This window comes from Billgrantia tianxiuensis, from assembly GCF_009834345.1.
Lineage (GTDB): Bacteria > Pseudomonadota > Gammaproteobacteria > Pseudomonadales > Halomonadaceae > Halomonas > Halomonas tianxiuensis.
This window is the reverse complement of sequence record NZ_CP035042.1, coordinates 1,714,132-1,730,456: the sequence shown is the minus strand read 5'-3', so window position 1 is coordinate 1,730,456 and position 16,325 is coordinate 1,714,132. Positions and strand designations below refer to the sequence as shown.

Genomic DNA, 16,325 nt, shown 5'->3' with positions numbered 1-16,325 from the left:
CAATCTCGGACACCTCAATGGACACGCCCACCCTGTTCAGGAAATCGCACAAGCTCGACAACGTCTGCTACGACATCCGCGGTCCCGTGCTCGAGCACGCCAAGCGGCTGGAAGACGAAGGCCAGCGCATCCTCAAGCTCAACATCGGCAATCCTGCCCATTCGGCTTCGAAGCCCCGGAGGAGATCCTCCAGGACGTGATGCGCAACCTGCCCACCGCCCAGGGCTACTGCGATTCCAAGGGACTCTACTCGGCGCGCAAGGCGATCATGCAGGAGTGCCAGCGCAAGGAGATTCCCGGCGTCGGCATCGAGGACATCTTCATCGGCAACGGGGTGTCCGAGCTGATCGTGATGGCCCTGCAGGCGCTGCTCAATGACGGCGACGAGGTATTGATCCCTGCCCCCGACTACCCGCTGTGGACCGCCGCCGCCAACCTCGCCGGCGGCCACGCCGTGCACTACCGCTGTGACGAGCAGGCCGACTGGGCGCCCGACATCGCCGACGTGCGTGCCAAGGTGACCGGACACACCCGCGCCATCGTGATCATCAACCCCAACAACCCCACCGGCGCGGTCTATCCTCCCGAAGTGGTGCGCGAGCTGCTGGCCATCGCCCGCGAGCATGACCTGGTGGTGTTCTCCGACGAGATCTACGACAAGATCCTCTATGACGGCACCGAACACGTCTCCACCGGCGCGCTGGCCGATGAGGACCAACTGGTGGTGACCCTGAACGGACTGTCCAAGAGCTACCGCTGTGCCGGCTTCCGCTCCGGCTGGATGATCCTCTCGGGCAGCGTGGCGATGCAGCGCGCCAGGGACTATATCCAGGGCCTCAACATGCTCGCCTCGATGCGCCTGTGCGCCAACGTGCCGGCCCAGCACGCCATCCAGACGGCACTGGGCGGCTACCAGTCGATCAACGACCTGATCCTACCCGGCGGCCGCCTGCTGGCCCAGCGCGACATCACCTACGAGAAACTCAACGCCATTCCCGGCGTGAGCTGTACCAAGGCCAAGGGGGCGTTGTATGCCTTCCCGCGGCTCGACCCCAAGGTCTATCCCATACAGGACGACCAGAGACTGGTGCTCGACTTGCTGCTGCAGGAGAAGATTCTGCTGGTTCAGGGGACCGCCTTCAACTGGCCGGAGCCGGACCACGTGCGCATCGTCACCCTGCCCTGGGCCGACCAGCTCGGTGACGCGCTGGATCGCTTCGCTCGCTTCTTGTCGCGCTATCGCCAGTAAGCGCCGGAGAACCCCCGTTTTTTTTCGGCCCGGACTTGAAACCTCCGTTCAAGAGCCGTATCTAATTCAGCAGATTTTTCAGGGTCGCAATGGCGGCCCGCCCCTTTACGACCGGAGACTCCTGACGATGATGAGAATTCTGCTCTTCCTGGGCACCAACCTGGCGGTGATCGTCGTTGCCAGCATCACGCTGCGCCTGCTCGGCGTGGAGGGCTACCTGACCGAACAGGGCATGAACTTCAACGCCTTGCTGATCTTCTGCTTCATCGTCGGCATGGCCGGTTCGATGATCTCACTGTTCATGTCCAAGTGGATGGCCAAGCGCGGCACCGGCACGGTGGTCATCACCCAGCCGAGCAACTCCACCGAGAAGTGGCTGCTCGACACCGTGGCCGAACTCTCCCAGCAGGCGGGGATCGAGATGCCCGAGGTCGGCATCTTCCCGGCGCAGCAGTCAAATGCCTTCGCCACCGGCTGGAACAAGAACGATGCCCTGGTGGCGGTTTCCGCCGGCCTGCTCAATCGCATGCGCCCGGAAGAGGTGCGCGCGGTACTGGCCCACGAGATCGGCCACGTAGCCAACGGCGACATGGTCACACTGGCGTTGATCCAGGGTGTGGTGAACACCTTCGTGATGTTCTTCGCCCGCGCCGTGGCTCACCTGGTGGACAACTTCCTGCGTTCGCGCAGCGACGGCGCGGGCCTGGGCTTCATGGGCTACTTCGCGGTAGTGATCGTCGCCGAGATCGTGTTCGGCCTGATCGCCTCGGCCATCGTCGCCTGGTTCTCGCGCTTCCGCGAGTACCGCGCCGACGCAGCGGGAGCCCAGCTCGCCGGCACCGGCCCCATGATCAACGCCCTGGCCCGGCTCAAGGCCGAGAGCGACATGCCCAACCAGATGCCGGAGACCCTGACCGCCTTCGGCATCAACGCCGGCCAGACCCGCAAGATCATGGAGCGCCTGTTCGCCAGCCACCCGCCGCTGGACGATCGTATCCGGGCACTCAAGGAAGCGGCTTACCGCTGAGAGAACACCCTTGCAACCGAAGAGCCCGCCACATGGCGGGCTCTTCGCGTTACCGGACTTGCGGACGAAGCCGTCAGGCCACGTTCAGGCCCGCCCCCTGCAGCCACGGTGCCAACGCCTGGGCTTTCGGACCCAGTTCGAGAGAGAGGGTCGAGAGTTCCCGGCGCAGCGGGTAGTTCGCGCGGCAGGCATCGAAACCCCTGGCCATGCCGAGCCGGTAACTCTCGCGCCGCAGACTGTCATGATCGCGGCGCACATCGTACACCGTGCGCAGGCAGAGCCTGAGGGCTTCTTCGGCCTCGAGTCCACCATCGAGCGCGATTCTCGTGACGGGCGGCGCTGGTAACAGTTCATCCAGGCCAAGCCGGGCCGGCAGCCCCAGGTGCCGGCACAGTGCAGCATAGATCTGGTGCGTGCCACGCAGCTTGCCGTCGAGGCTATGGCCGGCAATGTGCGGCGTAGCGATCTGCGCCAGGTCGCGCAGGGCCGGATCGATGCCGGGCTCCCCCTCCCATACGTCGAGTACCGCACTGATATCGCCCTGCCCCGCCAGGCGTTGCCGCAGCGCCTGGCCATCGATGCAGTCGCCGCGGCCGGCATTGAGCAGCAGTGTGCCGGGGGACAGCTCGGCAAGGCGCTGGGCATCGAGCAGATGATGGGTGGCGTGCGGGCCATCACGTACCAGAGGGGTATGCAGGCAGAGCACGTCGCACTCGCCGATAAGCGTCTCCAGTTTCTCGAAACCTTCGCGCCCCTCCACTTCCGCCCTGGGCGGGTCGCAAGCCAGGCAAGCGATGCCCATGACGGAGAGTCGCGCCAGCAGCCGCCCGCCCACGTTGCCCACGCCGACGATCCCCACGCGGCGCTCGGCGAGTCGCCAGCCCTGGCGCTCGGCCAGGGTCAGCAGGCTGCCCAGTACGTAGTCGACCACTGCCTCGGCGTTGCAGCCCGGCGCACTGGCGAAGGCAATGCCGCGCTCGGCCAGGGCTCGGGTGTCGACGTGATCGGTACCGATGGTGCAGGTGCCCACGAAGCGCAGCCGCGACGCCTCGGCCAGCAGCGCTTCATCGACCCGGGTGATCGAGCGGATCACCAGCGCGTCGACGTCGCGCAGGTCGGCAGGGGCAATCTCACGCCCCGGCATTCTGACCAATTCACCCAGTGGACCGAAACAGGCCTCGGCACCGGGTACGTTGGCATCGACCAGCAGTCTCACGTTCGCCCCCTCCCTGCTCGCTGTTCTTCTCGCTATTCATGGCAATGGCTTGTGCCGCCAGGATGATACCTTACAATACCGCGACCGATCCTTCGTGCCGCCCAGGGCGGCGTCCAGACGCATGTGGGAGTCTTCGTGATCGTCCGCTGGGAAAGTGACCATGATTACGTGCTGGTGCATATCCACCAGGACATGTTCGGCGACTGGATCTTCAGCCGCGCCTGGGGCCAGATCGGCACCCAGTTCGGTGGCTTGAAGCACATGCTGGCCGACGATCACGACCAGGCCATGATGTGGCTGGCCGACGAGACCACCATCCAGTCGTCCCGCGGCCTGCGCAAGGTACTCGAAGTGGAAGCCGAGAGCGCCGAGGGACAGGCGGCGGTGCGGCAGCTTTCGCTGCTGGATTCGCTATAGCTCCTGGCGGGCCGCTTCGGTTTCGTCGATCCAGGATTGCAGCAGCGCCTGCAGCTCTTCACTGACGAACGCCACTTGCCGCGCATGCTGCTCCATCTGCGCACTGTCCTCGTGTGCCTTGAGCTCCAGGGCCTCCTGGACCAGCCGATCATAGGCAGCATACAGAGAGGTAATCCGCGCCATACGCCTGCTGCCCTTGGCCGGCGCCACGTCGAGGGCGGCCAGCCACTGGTCCAGGCGATTCTCGCGATGGCCCTGTGCTGGCGGCTCGCTACGCTCGCCTTGAAGGTAGCGCAACAGGCTAGCGGCACAGGCACGGTGATCGACCATGGCATAAATGGCCTGCAGCTCCTCTGGACGAGCAGGTTTGCGCTGACGCCAGGCAGGGTCGGGGCGCCATGATTCTAGCCAATCCGGTATCGATTTCGCCGGCATGGGACGGGCGATGGCATAGCCTTGGCCCAGTTGGTAGCCCATTGCCAGCAACATGCGGCCATGCAGCACGGTCTCCACACCCTCGGCAATGATGTCTCGCCGGAACGCGGCGGCGAGCCCCCGCACGCCCTCCAGAATCGTCAGATCCTCCGGATCGTCGAGCATGTCGCGAACGAAGCTGCGGTCGATCTTCAACATGCTGGCAGGCAAGTGACGCAGGTAGGCCAGCGACGAATAACCAGTGCCGAAGTCGTCGAGAGCAAAGTCGACGCCCAGGGCGCGGCATGCCTTCATCACGCTGGCAACATGGGCCACGTCTTCCAATGCGTTCGTCTCGAGCACCTCCAGCATCAGGTCACCGGACACCACATCGGGGTGGCGGGCGATCTCGGCTCTCAGACGCTCGACGAAGTCGGCCTGCTGGAAGTGAATGGCATCGATATTGACGCTGACCGGCAAGTGAATACCGGCGCTGGCCCAGGCCGTGAACTGATCCAGCGCCTTGGCCAACACCCATTCGCCGAGTTCGATCGCCAACGGGTGCTGCTGGATGACCGGGAGAAAAGCCGCTGGTGCCAGCAGCCCTCGCTCCGGATGCTGCCACCGGATGAGCGCCTCGACGCCGACGACCTCGCCCGTGGCCATGTTGACCTTGGGCTGGTAGTACAGCACGAACTCATCGTTGGCCAGGGCGTCGCGAATGCGCTCGAGGCTTTCGTGGTGGCCACGCACCGCGCGGTCGTGTTCGGCATCGAACACGTAAAAGCGATTCTTGCCCGCCTGCTTGGCCTGGTACATGGCCTGATCCGCCTGGCGGATGAGCTGCTCGGGCTCAATCTCATCATCGGGGGTGAAGTGAACCACGCCGATGCTGCCCGATACGTGGAGGTGCGTGCCATCCATATCGATCGGCTCCGCGATACGTTGCAGCAAGCGGGCGATCAGGTCGCTCACGCTCGTTACGTCGTACTGTTCGGGCAGCACGATGAGGAACTCGTCGCCCCCCAGGCGGGCCACCGTATCGGCTTCACGCAGGGCTGAAGTCAAGCGTTCGGCAACGGTCACGAGGACCCTGTCTCCCATCTCATGGCCATACCGATCGTTGATCTCCTTGAAACCATCCAGGTCGATGTAGGCCAGTGACACCCGGCACTCCTTGCGCCTCGCCGCCAGCATGGCCTGGCGCAACCTGTCGGCCAGCAGGATCCGGTTCGGCAGCCCCGTCAGGCCGTCGTAGAAGGCCATGTTCTGCAGTTGCTGCTCGTACTCCTTCTGCCTGCTGATGTCGCTAAAGACCGAGACGAAGTGTGAGACCCGCCCCTGCTTGTTACAAACCTTGGAGATGGTGAGCAACTCCGGGTAGACCTCACCGTTCTTGCGCCGATTCCATAGCTCGCCCTCCCAGGCCCCCTTTTCGAGCAGCTCGTGCCAGAGATTCTGGTAGAAGGTATCGTTCTGACGGCCCGACTGGAGGAAGCGAGGATTCTTGCCGATGGCCTCTTCGCGGTCATAGCCCGTAATTCGCACGAAGGCATCGTTGACTTCGAGTATGTCGCCCTGGGCATCGGTGATGATGATCCCCTCGCGGGCATGCCGGAATACGCTGGCGGCCAGTTCGATCTCCGCTGTCTTGCGCCGCACGACCTGGCGCAGCCTGACGTTCCACGCCACCACCAGGCCCAGCAGCGCCAGCAGCCCAGCGGCATAGGACCAGTAGTCGCGCCAAGCGAACCCGACTCCAGGCAGATGCGCTCCTACCCACTTTTCGTGCAAGCGATCCAACGTTCCGCTGCGCCGGGCATGCTCGATTCCCTTGCTCAGGATCGATTGAAGCAGCGCGTTTCCCTCCGCCACCGCCATGGCGTTGAGCCCGACGTAGAGCGGCTCGCCCACCCGTTTCATGAGTTCGTGCAGCCCACTGCTGTAGAGGTAATAGAGCACGATCTGCTCGTCGCCGACCATGGCGTCGGCGCTGCCCTCGATCACGGCCAGTGCGGCATCGGCGAAATCGTCGGTGACGATCAGGTCGAATTCGAGCCCCAGCCCAGCCAGATACTCCTTGGCATAATCGCCTCGCTGCGTGGCGATCCGCTTGCCCTCGAGATCCGCTACCAGGGCGATATCAGGGCGCTCGGCGGCAACGAAGATGGCGGCCGGCACCTCGAATGTCGCCTGGGTGAAGTCGAACGCCTGATCCCGGACCTCGCTATAGAAGAAGCTCGTCAGGACATGCGCCTCTCCACTCAGCACCATGTTCTGGGCCTGCTGGAAGACGGCATCGGTGAACAGCGCGTGGAAACCGGCTTCTGTGGCGACCCACTGGGCCAGCTCCACCATGATGCCGCGACGCTCATGATTGGCGTCGATGAATTCGAAGGGCGGGTAGCGGGTCTGGCTGACGAAGACGATCGGCTGGTTCTCATCCAGATAGCGACGCTCTTCCTCGGTCAGCAGAATGCCGTCGGGCTCTCCGGCGCCCCATACCGGACCGGCCAGCGCCAACAGGAGCCAGCCCAGTGCGACGTGCACCCGCCTGGGTTGCCGTCCCCGCATTGTCATTCCCCCCCGCGCTACTGCCCCCACGCTTCTTGATTGTTACTCACGAGGAAGAGATGCACCATCGGCCCGTGGTCCCCCAAGGTCAACGCACGCTCACCCTGTCATGCCAGGTAGCGCCGCCCCGAGGACTTCGGCCCAGGCGTTGCCTTCTCCTCTCCTCCTGCTCGCGGGCCGGCCTCGCCCGCTTCCAGTCGCCTCCAGGCCCCCACGTCCAGCGCCCCGCGCTCACTCAGCCAGTCCGCCAGCCGCTGCGGCTCGAAGCCCATGTCGAGCTCATCGCCCGCCGCATCCACCAGCACCGGGATGCGTACTCCGTAACGCGCCATCAACGCTTCGTCTTCGCTGATCTCGACTTTCTTCAGGAAATACTCGCCGTCATGCAGCAGGTCAAGCATGACCTCGAGCCGTTCGCAAAGATGGCAACCCAGGGTGGTATAGAGCGTCAGCTGCGTCATGAGGCCTCCCGGTGACGAATCAGGAACACGTGGTGGATGTCGTGTCGGCGCTCGAAATCGGGATCGAAGGTGCGCGCCGAAATGTCCTCCACCGCGAAGCGCTCGGCCAGCCCCTCGTCGAGCTGGAAGCGTCGCTGGTTATTGGAGAACACCAGGGTACCGCCCGCTGCCAAGCGCGCCATGGCCAGCGTGACCAGGCGAACATGGTCGCGCTGGACATCCAGGGTGCCTTCCATCTTCTTGGAGTTGGAGAAGGTCGGCGGATCGAGGAAGATCAGGTCGAACTCGGCCCTGGCGGTTTCCAGCCAGCGCAGGCAGTCGTCGCGCACCACACGATGGTGGGCAGGGTCGAGGCCATTCAGGGCGAAGTTGTCACGCGCCCACTCCAGGTAGGTGTTGGAAAGATCGACGCTGATGCTATCGCTGGCACCACCGGCCTCTTCGCTACCAAGCGCCGCCTGCACCGTGGCGGCGGCGGTGTAGCAGAACAGGTTGAGGAAGCGCGTGCCCGGCGCCATCCCGGCAAGCATGCGCCGTACCGGACGGTGGTCGAGGAACAGTCCGGTGTCGAGGTAGTCGCGCAGATTGACCCATAGCCTGGCGCGCCCTTCACGCACCTGGAAACGCTCGCCGGTACTCGCCTGCTTGCGGTACTGCGCCCTGCCGCTCTGTTTCTCGCGGCGCTTGATCACCACCTGGCCAGGGTCGACATCAAGCACCTCGGGAATCACCTGCAACGCATCGAACAGCCGCTTCTGCGCCTGGGCGGCATTCACCGAGCGCGGTGGTGCGTACTCCTGAACATGCACCCGGCCGTCGTAGACATCCACCGCCAGCGCATACTCCGGCATGTCGGCGTCATAGAGCCGGTAGCAGGTCTCGCCGCTCTGCTTGAGCCATTTCCTGAGTCGCTTGCGGTTCTTCTCCAGACGGTTGGCGAACATCTGCGCCCCTTCGCTGCGTGGCGCCGCTGTCGCCGCTGCGCTGGCCTCGCCTTCACCGCTTCCGGCGTGCACGTCCATCAGCAGCAGCTTGGCCTCCAGCGGGCCATTCTTCAGCGAGTACTGCTTGTCGGCTCGCAGTCCGATACGATGGCCCAGGTCCGGATTGGCGGTGAATACCGCCAGGCGCCAGCCAGGGAAGGCGCGCCGCACGCCCTCGCCCAGCTCGCGGTAGAGCGAGACCAGTTCGGGCAGCTCGCCCAGCCGTTCGCCGTAGGGCGGATTGGTCATGACCAGCCCCCGCGTCTCCTCGCCCAGCTCGGCTGGGCGCGTCAGCTGGCCGAGCGAGGCACCGGAGAACTCGATCAGAGCGGGAATTCCGGCACGCATGGCGTTGGACTTGGCCGCGGCCAGTGCCGGCGGGCTCTGGTCGAAGCCATGCAGCCGGTTGCGGCAGCGCTTGCGGCCGATACTGGCGCGTGCCTCGGCTTCACGCTTGAGCTCGGCCCATAGAGCCTCATCGTGCTGCGCCCAGCCATGAAAACCGAAGCGTACCCGGTTCAGGTTGGGCGCCATGTCGGCGGCCATCAGCGCCGCCTCGATCAGCAGCGTGCCGGCACCGCACAGCGGATCGACCAGGGCCTGGCCGTCGCGCAACCGCTGCGGCCAGCCGGCCCGGATCAACAGCGCCGCCGCCAGGTTCTCCTTGAGCGGGGCGTGGCCCACGTCACGCCGGTAGCCGCGCCGATGCAGGCTGTCTCCGGAAAGGTCCACGCCCAGCGTCAGCCGCCCGCGGTGCAGGTGGGTATAGAGCCTGAGGTCGGGACGCTGCAGGTCGACACCCGGTCGCGGCCGCCCCTGCGCCAGCAGGGCATCGACCACGCCGTCCTTGACGGTCTGGGCGCCGAAGCGGGTATGACGAATCTGCTCGCTGCGGCCGTGGAAATCCACCGCCAGGGAGGCGCCAGGGCGCAGGTGGCGGGACCAGTCGACGTCAGTGACGGCACGATGCAGTTCCTCAGGGCGCTCGACGCCCTCCTCCCGTAGCAGGCACAGCACGATGCGATTGGCCAGCCGCGACCACAGGCAGGCACGATAGGCCGCCTCCAGCGCGCCATGAAAATGGACGCCGGCCACCGTCGTCTTGTCGACGTCGGCTCCCAGCGTACGCAGTTCGTCGGCCAGCAACTCTTCCAGCCCCTTGGGGCAGGTGGCCAGGAAGGCCCGTGTTTCGCGTTGCGATGACTCACTCATGTCACGTTCCCGCCCCCTTCGGCCGGGTATATTCCTTTCGTTACAATTTTGTCTCTGTCTTATGACGAAACATAGGTCGACAATGGCCCCCATGATGGGCTAAGAGTAGTCATGGTAGCTACTGTAAAGACGCATGCGTCCACTTCGCGGGTTCAGACTGGCCCCGCATGACCTCGCTCTGCCGTCGTTAAGGGAATGAATAACGGCTAGGCGAACGAACGGTGGAACGCCGGGGCGTGCATGTCGTGCGCCCCAAATTGGTACCTTTACAAGAGGTCATCCGATGAAAAGACAGAAACGTGATCGCTTCCAACGCGCCTATCTCCATGGCTACAAGGCCGGTATTTCCGGGCGCTCCCGCGACGACTGTCCCAGTCAGGATGTCAACATACGTGAATATTGGATGAGTGGTTGGCGTGAAGGCCGAGGGGACCAATGGGCCGGCATGACCGGCGTCTCCGGCATTCACAAGAACCCGATGGTGCTATAACCCTTTCCCACCCAACCTATCGTCCCTTCGCCAACACCGGAGTGGCGAAGCCAAGCTAAGCCCGTGCCATGCACGGGCTTTATTCGTTTGGCTTGGCCAGTTCCGAGCCGGGCCTCGCGCATCAGCGCGGCCGGGCTGCCACAGCCGCCCTGATCGCGCGAGCACATTCGCCGATCAGCGCCGGGCCACGGTAGATGAAACCCGAATAGAGCTGGACCAGGTCGGCACCGGCCTCGAGCTTGGCCACCGCCGCCTCACCGCTGTCGATGCCGCCCACGCCGATGATCGGTAACTCAGGCAGGTGACGGCGCAGCTCGCGAATCACCCGGTTGGAGGGCTCGAACACCGGCCGTCCCGAGAGCCCGCCCTGCTCGTCGGCATGGGGCAGCCCGGCCACTGCTTCCCGCGACACCGTGGTATTGGTCGCGATCACTGCATCGATCCCGCTGCTGGCGATGCTCTCCGCCACCAGCCCCACCTCTTCGGCGCTCATGTCCGGTGCGATCTTGACCGCCAGCGGCACCCGGCGGCCGGCGGCCTGGTCCAGGCGGCTGCCCGCCTCGCGCAAGGTGCCAAGCAAGGCATCGAGGTGCTCGCCGAACTGCAGGTTGCGCAGCCCCGGGGTATTGGGCGAAGAGATGTTGACCGTCACGTAGTCGGCGTGGGCATGGACCTTCTCCAGACAGAGCAGGTAGTCATCCACGGCGCGCTCCACCGGTGTGGTGAGGTTCTTGCCGATGTTGATGCCGATCACGCCATCGAAGCGGGCGGCACGCACGCGCGCCACCAGGTGATCGACACCGGCATTGTTGAAGCCCATGCGGTTGATGATGGCGCCGCGCTCGGGCAGCCGGAACAGGCGCGGCTTGGGGTTGCCCTCCTGTCCCTTCGGCGTGACGGTGCCGACCTCGACGAAACCGAAGCCGAGCGCGCCCAGCGCATCGAGATGATCGGCGTTCTTGTCGAGCCCCGCCGCCAGCCCTACCCGATTGGGGAAGCGCAGCCCCATCAGCTCCACCGGATCTTCGACGCGTGCCCCACCCAGCAGCCCCGCTAGCTTGAGGCGATGGGCCAGATCGAGAGCCGAGAGCGCATGGCCGTGGGCGGTTTCGGCATCGAGACGAAACAGGATCGAACGGGCAAGCGCGTACATGGTGGCTCCTGGCAGTTGGCGAATGACGAGGCGGGCGGATTATAGCAGCGCCGAAGGCCCAAGACGACGCGCCCCGCCATGTCGGCGGGGCGCGTCGTTACGTCACCACTTGAAGTGTTGGAGGCGTTCAGGCCTCGCCGTTGCTTTCGGCCAGGTCGACCAGCTCGCGCACCGCCACTGCGAACAGCGGGAAGCTCGCTTGGCTGCCACCGCGCACCTCGGCGATCAGGCGGCACCAGCGCTCGTGCAGCGAGGCATGAATCGCCAGCCAGTTGTCGACCCGATCGTCGGGCTCACGGCCATCCTCGGCCTTGAGCACGCTGACGGTCAGCGCCAGCTGCTGGCGATCGATGTCGTCGCGGAAGGTCTCGCGAGCCTGGGCCTGCCAGCTGTCACGCACCTGAAGGTTGCTCACCTGCTGGATCATCCACGGCAGCTCGAGGCGATTGCCGATCTCGAAGAAAACCTCGGCGACACGCTGCGGCTTCTCGTCGGCCTGACGCGCCGCCTGGATGATGCCCAGCGCGCCGTAGAGGCTGCCCGATGCCGCCACCGTGGCGGCAAGTTCCTCGGGAACGCCGGCTTCGAGCAGCTCGGCGCGCTTCTGCTCCCAGCGCTCGCGCTCCTCGCCGCGCAGCAGCTCGCCGATGCTCTCTTGCAACTGGGCGACACGCGGCGCGAAGTACTCGATGGCGTCGCGAGTGGAAAGCCCCAGGCGCTGGCGCAGGAACCAGCGGGTAGTGCGCCGGATGAGCCGCATCAGGTCGAGCATCATGGCGTACTGCACCTGGCTCGGAATCTGGTTGTCCAGCGCTTCGATTCGCTCCCACAGGTCGGAAAGCTGGAAGCTGTCGCGCGCGACGATGTAGGCCCGGGCGATATCGGCCGGACTGGCGCCGGTGGAGTCGATCAGGCGACGCACGAAGACGATGCCCATGTGATCGACCAGGTCGTTGGCCACCTGGGTGGTGACGATCTCGCGCTTGAGGCGGTGCTCGTACATCTCGTCATGGAAGCGCTCGACCAGCACCCGCGGGAAGATCCGCTCCACGTACTGCTGGATGTAGGGGTCGTCGGGCACATCGGAGGCCAGCACGTCGCCCTTGAGCACGCTCTTGGCGTAGGAGATCAGCACCGAGAGTTCCGGATGGGTCATACCCTGGTCGGCATTGGCCCGCTCCTGCAGCTCCTCGTCGGAAGGCAGGAACTCGAGTTCGCGGTCGATCTGGCCGGCGGCTTCGAGTTCGCTGACGAAGCGACGATACGGGCCGATGCCATAGCGCGACAGGATTTGCGAAAGGTCCAGCGCCTGGGTCTGTCGGTAGTTGTCGAGAATGACCAGATCGGCCACTTCCTCGGTCATGTCGGCCAGCAACTGGTTGCGCTGCTTTTCGGTCATGTCGCCGCGCTTGACCACCTCGTCGATGAGGATCTTGATGTTGACCTCATGGTCGGAGCAGTTGACGCCACCCGCATTGTCGATGAAGTCGGTGTTGACCAGCACGCCACGTGCCGCCGCCTCCATGCGACCGCGCTGGGTCAGGCCCAGGTTGCCGCCCTCGCCGACCACGCGACAGTTGAGCTCGCTGCCGTTGATGCGCAACGCGTCGTTGGCCTTGTCGCCGACCATGGCATCGGTCTCGGCACTGCCCTTGACGTAGGTGCCGATGCCGCCATTCCACAGCAGGTCGAAGTGGGACTTGAGCATCGCCCGGATGAAGTCGTTGGGTGAGAGGCGATCCTCCTCGATGCCGAAGACCTCTTTCATCTGCGGCGAGATCGGGATCGACTTGGCACTGCGCTTGAACACGCCGCCGCCCTCGGAGATCAGCGAGGCATCGAAGTCCTCCCAGCTGGAACGCGGCAGATGGAACAGGCGCTCGCGCTCGGCGAAGGTCGCCGCCGCATCGGGGTGCGGGTCGACGAAGATGTGCAGGTGGTTGAAGGCGCCCACCAGGCGAATCTTGTCGGAGAGCAGCATGCCGTTGCCGAACACGTCGCCGCCCATGTCGCCGATGCCGACGACGCTGAACTCCTCCTCCTGGGTATTCAGGCCGAGGTTGCGGAAGTGGCGCTTCACCGACTCCCAGGCACCCCGCGCGGTAATGCCCATCTTCTTGTGGTCGTAGCCGTTGGCGCCACCCGAGGCAAAGGCGTCGCCAAGCCAGTGGCCGTACTCGGCGGAGATCTCGTTGGCGATGTCGGAGAAGGTCGCGGTGCCCTTGTCGGCCGCGACTACCAGGTAGGCGTCGTCGTCATCATGCCGCACCACGTTCTGCGGCGGCACCACCTCGCCGCCGACCAGGTTGTCGGTGACATCGAGCAGCGCCCGGATGAAGGTCTTGTAGCAGGCGATGCCCTCCTGCTGGATGGCGTCGCGGTCGCCACTCTCGGGCAGCCGCTTGCAGACGAAGCCGCCCTTGGCACCCACCGGCACGATCACCGCGTTCTTCACCTGCTGCGCCTTGACCAGGCCCAACACCTCGGTGCGGAAGTCCTCCTGGCGATCCGACCAGCGCAGCCCACCGCGCGCCACCTTGCCGCCGCGCAAATGAACGCCCTCGACCCGTGGCGAACAGACGAAGATCTCGTAGGCCGGGCGCGGCTTGGGCATGCCGGTGATCCGCTTGGGATCGAGCTTGTAGGCGATGTAGTCCTTGAACCCGCCATCGGCGCTGCGCTGGTAGTAGTTGGTCCGCAACGTAGCCTGGATCATCTCCACGAAACGGCGCAACAGCTGGTCGTCGTTGAGGCTCGCCACACCGTCGAGGTGGCGATTGATGCGCTCGATGCAGGCGTCGATCTCGGCGTCGTCGGGACGCTGCTCGGGATCGAAGCGCAGCTTGAACAGGACCACCAGTTCACGGGTGATTTCCGGGTAGCTGGTCAGAGTCGTGGCGATGTAATCCTGCGACATGCCAAAGCGGATCTGCTTCAGGTAGCGGGCATAGGCCCGCAGCATGGCCACTTCACGCCAGTCCAGGTTGGCGGCGATCACCAGGCGGTTGAAGCCGTCGTTCTCCGCCTCACCGACCCAGATGCGCTTGAACGCCTCGATGAAAGGCTCGCGCATCTTCTGCAGGCTGACCTCGGTGCTGGTGTGGTGCTCCAGGTTGAAGTCGTGCAGCCAGTAGCGCGCGTCGGGCGCGACGATCTCGTAGGGCCGCTCGCCGATCACTCGCAGCCCCAGGTTCTCCATCACCGGCAGCACGTCGGAAAGCGGGATGGTGTGGTCGCGCTGGAACAGCTTGAGGTTGACCCCGCTACCCTCCTCCTCCACCAGGCGGTAGAGCGAGAGCGCCAGCGGCTCGCCGGCATCGAGCTCGGCCAGGTGCTGCAGGTCGAACACCGCCGTACGCGAGCCGAAGTCGTCGCGATAACTGGCCGGAAAGCCGTCGCGGAAGCGATCCATCAGCCGGTTGGCCTGCTCCTCGCCGAACCCCTCGACCAATGCCTCGTGCAACTCGTCGCGCCAGCTGCGGGCCAACTGGGCCACCTTGGCCTCGAGGCGCTTGAGGTTGACCTCGCGCGGCGCGTCGCCGCGGAAGCGCAGAATGAACTGGATGCGCGCCAGGATCGACTCGGAAAGATAGGTGTTGAAGTCGCCGAAGGTAGCGTCGAGCTCCTCGCACAGCAGGTTCTGGATGCGCACGCGCAGGTCGGTGGAGAAGACGTCACGCGGCACGAACACCAGGCACGAGTGGAAACGCCCGGAGCGGTCGGTACGGATGAACAGCCGTACCCGGCGCCGCTCGCGAATGTCCAGGATACCCAGCGCCGTACGGGCAAGCTCCTGGGTATCGATCTGGAACAGGTCGTCGCGCGGGTAGACCTCGAGGATCTGCAGCAGTTGCTTGCCGTTGTGCCCCTTGGGATTGAAGCCGGCGATCTCCATCACCGCCTTGAGCTTGTGCCGCAGCAGCGGAATGTTGCGCGGCGACTCGTTGTAGACGCTGGACGTGAACAGACCGAGGAAGCGATGTTCCCCGACCAGCCGGCCCTGCTCGTCATAGCGGTCGATCGAAATGTAATCCGGGTAGGTGGGACGATGCACACGGGCATGGTGTGCGCTCTTGGCGAAGGAGAGCAGCTGCGGTACCAGCACGAAACGGTTGCCATCGATGCCGAGCTCGGTACGGATACGTTCCTGGTAGCGCGACAGGTCCAGGCGAAACACGCCCAGCTTGCTCTGTTCGTCCCTGACCAGCCGGTCGCCCTCGGCGTCGGATTCGATGTCGTAGGCGTCGTAGCCAAGGAAGGTAAAGTTGTCGCGTATCAGCCATTCGATGAAGGCAACGGCTTCTTCGTGATCGCCAGGCTCAATCTGCTCGGGGCGGCTGGCCTGAAGTTCGGCAACGGCCTGACGGGCCCGATCGCACATGGCTTCGTAGTCGCCCACGGCGGTGCGTACGTCGCGCAGCACCTCGTGCAGCGACTGCTCGATCTCGGCCAGTACCTCCGGGTTGGAGTGGCGGTCGATCTCGATGGCGATCATCGACTCGCGATTGTCGGGCGCGTCGGCGTCTCGCGGCGACGCGACACGCAGCAGCCCGTGGTTGCGATTGCGCTCCACCGCCAGCACGGCGTTATGGATGGCATGTACGGTCAGGCCACGACGGTTCAGCTCGATGCGCACCGAGTCGACCAGGAAAGGCATGTCCTCGTGCAATACCGCAACGAAGCTGTGCGAGGATTGCCAGCCATGCTCTTCGAAGTCGGGGTTGAAGACGCGCACCTTGGGCGAGGCATGATCGAAGTGCTGGATGAAATGCCATACCGAGAGCGTGGCCCCATAGAGGTCGTCTACCCGGCGGTCGGCAAGATCCTCCAGCGGCGCCGTGGCATAGAAATGGCGTGAGAAGGCTTCCACCTCCTCGGCCCGCGTCTTGTCGAGTCGGCTCTCCAGGCGTTCGCGCAGTTGCTTGAGAATTTCCTGCCGGCCAACTTCGATCGTCTCGTATTGCATCCCTCACCTCGGCTGCCTGGGGCCGTTGCGGCCCTGGGAAAGAATCGGCGTGACTCGCGGTCACGTGTCGGGAAGCTTACTGCAGCCCTGCTCCGCGCCCCACCGACTTGCCAGCCTTCTCATGGAGCATGTCGGTTGTGCATCAAGACTGAACGTTTCGCTA

Annotated in this window: 9 protein-coding genes and 1 pseudogene; 4 read left to right on the top strand and 6 right to left on the bottom strand. The window is 64.8% G+C overall.

Annotation, left to right across the window (positions count from 1 at the left end):
• The first annotated feature begins 17 nt into the window (after positions 1 to 17).
• Together EKK97_RS08020 and htpX are read left to right on the top strand one after the other, a co-directional pair.
• A pseudogene (locus tag EKK97_RS08020) lies at positions 18 to 1,249 on the top strand (pyridoxal phosphate-dependent aminotransferase).
• A gap of 127 nt (positions 1,250 to 1,376) precedes the next feature.
• On the top strand, positions 1,377 to 2,276 hold the full coding sequence (gene htpX / locus EKK97_RS08015) for a protease HtpX (RefSeq protein WP_159550949.1): 900 nt from the start codon (positions 1,377 to 1,379) through the stop codon (positions 2,274 to 2,276).
• Between the two features lie 73 nt (positions 2,277 to 2,349).
• Here the strand turns inward: htpX and pdxB are convergent, their stop codons facing one another.
• On the bottom strand, positions 2,350 to 3,492 hold the full coding sequence (gene pdxB, locus EKK97_RS08010; RefSeq protein WP_159550947.1) for a 4-phosphoerythronate dehydrogenase PdxB: 1,143 nt from the start codon (positions 3,490 to 3,492) through the stop codon (positions 2,350 to 2,352).
• Between the two features lie 135 nt (positions 3,493 to 3,627).
• On the opposite strand from pdxB, the gene EKK97_RS08005 reads away from it, so the two are divergent.
• The gene (locus EKK97_RS08005; RefSeq protein ID WP_159550945.1) at positions 3,628 to 3,909 is read left to right on the top strand and encodes a hypothetical protein; all 282 of its coding nucleotides are present in this window, start codon (positions 3,628 to 3,630) and stop codon (positions 3,907 to 3,909) included.
• On the opposite strand, the gene EKK97_RS25365 is transcribed toward EKK97_RS08005, so the two are convergent.
• From EKK97_RS25365 to rlmKL, 3 genes are all read right to left on the bottom strand, one after another.
• Positions 3,904 to 6,897 carry an EAL domain-containing protein gene (locus EKK97_RS25365; RefSeq protein WP_201297036.1) on the bottom strand — a complete coding sequence of 998 codons (2,994 nt, stop codon included), beginning with the start codon at positions 6,895 to 6,897 and terminating at the stop codon, positions 3,904 to 3,906. The genes EKK97_RS08005 and EKK97_RS25365 overlap by 6 nt on opposite strands.
• Before the next feature lie 107 nt (positions 6,898 to 7,004).
• A complete protein-coding gene (locus EKK97_RS07995) occupies positions 7,005 to 7,358 on the bottom strand; it encodes a glutaredoxin family protein (RefSeq protein ID WP_159550943.1) in 354 nt (117 codons plus the stop codon).
• Positions 7,355 to 9,553, bottom strand: a complete 2,199-nt coding sequence (gene rlmKL, locus EKK97_RS07990; RefSeq protein ID WP_159550941.1) for a bifunctional 23S rRNA (guanine(2069)-N(7))-methyltransferase RlmK/23S rRNA (guanine(2445)-N(2))-methyltransferase RlmL — start codon at positions 9,551 to 9,553, stop codon at positions 7,355 to 7,357. Before rlmKL ends, EKK97_RS07995 begins: the two co-directional genes overlap by 4 nt.
• A 283-nt stretch (positions 9,554 to 9,836) precedes the next feature.
• On the opposite strand from rlmKL, the gene rmf reads away from it, so the two are divergent.
• Entirely contained in the window at positions 9,837 to 10,043 is a 207-nt protein-coding gene (gene rmf / locus EKK97_RS07985; protein WP_043516906.1) for a ribosome modulation factor, read from the top strand.
• A gap of 121 nt (positions 10,044 to 10,164) precedes the next feature.
• On the opposite strand, the gene EKK97_RS07980 is transcribed toward rmf, so the two are convergent.
• Together EKK97_RS07980 and EKK97_RS07975 are read right to left on the bottom strand one after the other, a co-directional pair.
• A complete protein-coding gene (locus EKK97_RS07980; RefSeq protein ID WP_159550939.1) occupies positions 10,165 to 11,196 on the bottom strand; it encodes a quinone-dependent dihydroorotate dehydrogenase in 1,032 nt (343 codons plus the stop codon).
• A gap of 127 nt (positions 11,197 to 11,323) precedes the next feature.
• On the bottom strand, positions 11,324 to 16,162 hold the full coding sequence (locus EKK97_RS07975; RefSeq protein WP_159550937.1) for an NAD-glutamate dehydrogenase: 4,839 nt from the start codon (positions 16,160 to 16,162) through the stop codon (positions 11,324 to 11,326).
• Positions 16,163 to 16,325: the final 163 nt, after the last annotated feature.

Coding starts and splice junctions, on each gene's coding strand:
- htpX (WP_159550949.1), top strand. CDS start 1,377: ATGATGAGAATTCTGCTCTTCCTGGGCACCAACCTGGCGGTGATCGTC.
- EKK97_RS25365 (WP_201297036.1), bottom strand. CDS start 6,897: ATGCGGGGACGGCAACCCAGGCGGGTGCACGTCGCACTGGGCTGGCTC.
- EKK97_RS07995 (WP_159550943.1), bottom strand. CDS start 7,358: ATGACGCAGCTGACGCTCTATACCACCCTGGGTTGCCATCTTTGCGAA.
- rlmKL (WP_159550941.1), bottom strand. CDS start 9,553: ATGAGTGAGTCATCGCAACGCGAAACACGGGCCTTCCTGGCCACCTGC.
- rmf (WP_043516906.1), top strand. CDS start 9,837: ATGAAAAGACAGAAACGTGATCGCTTCCAACGCGCCTATCTCCATGGC.
- EKK97_RS07980 (WP_159550939.1), bottom strand. CDS start 11,196: ATGTACGCGCTTGCCCGTTCGATCCTGTTTCGTCTCGATGCCGAAACC.
- EKK97_RS07975 (WP_159550937.1), bottom strand. CDS start 16,162: ATGCAATACGAGACGATCGAAGTTGGCCGGCAGGAAATTCTCAAGCAA.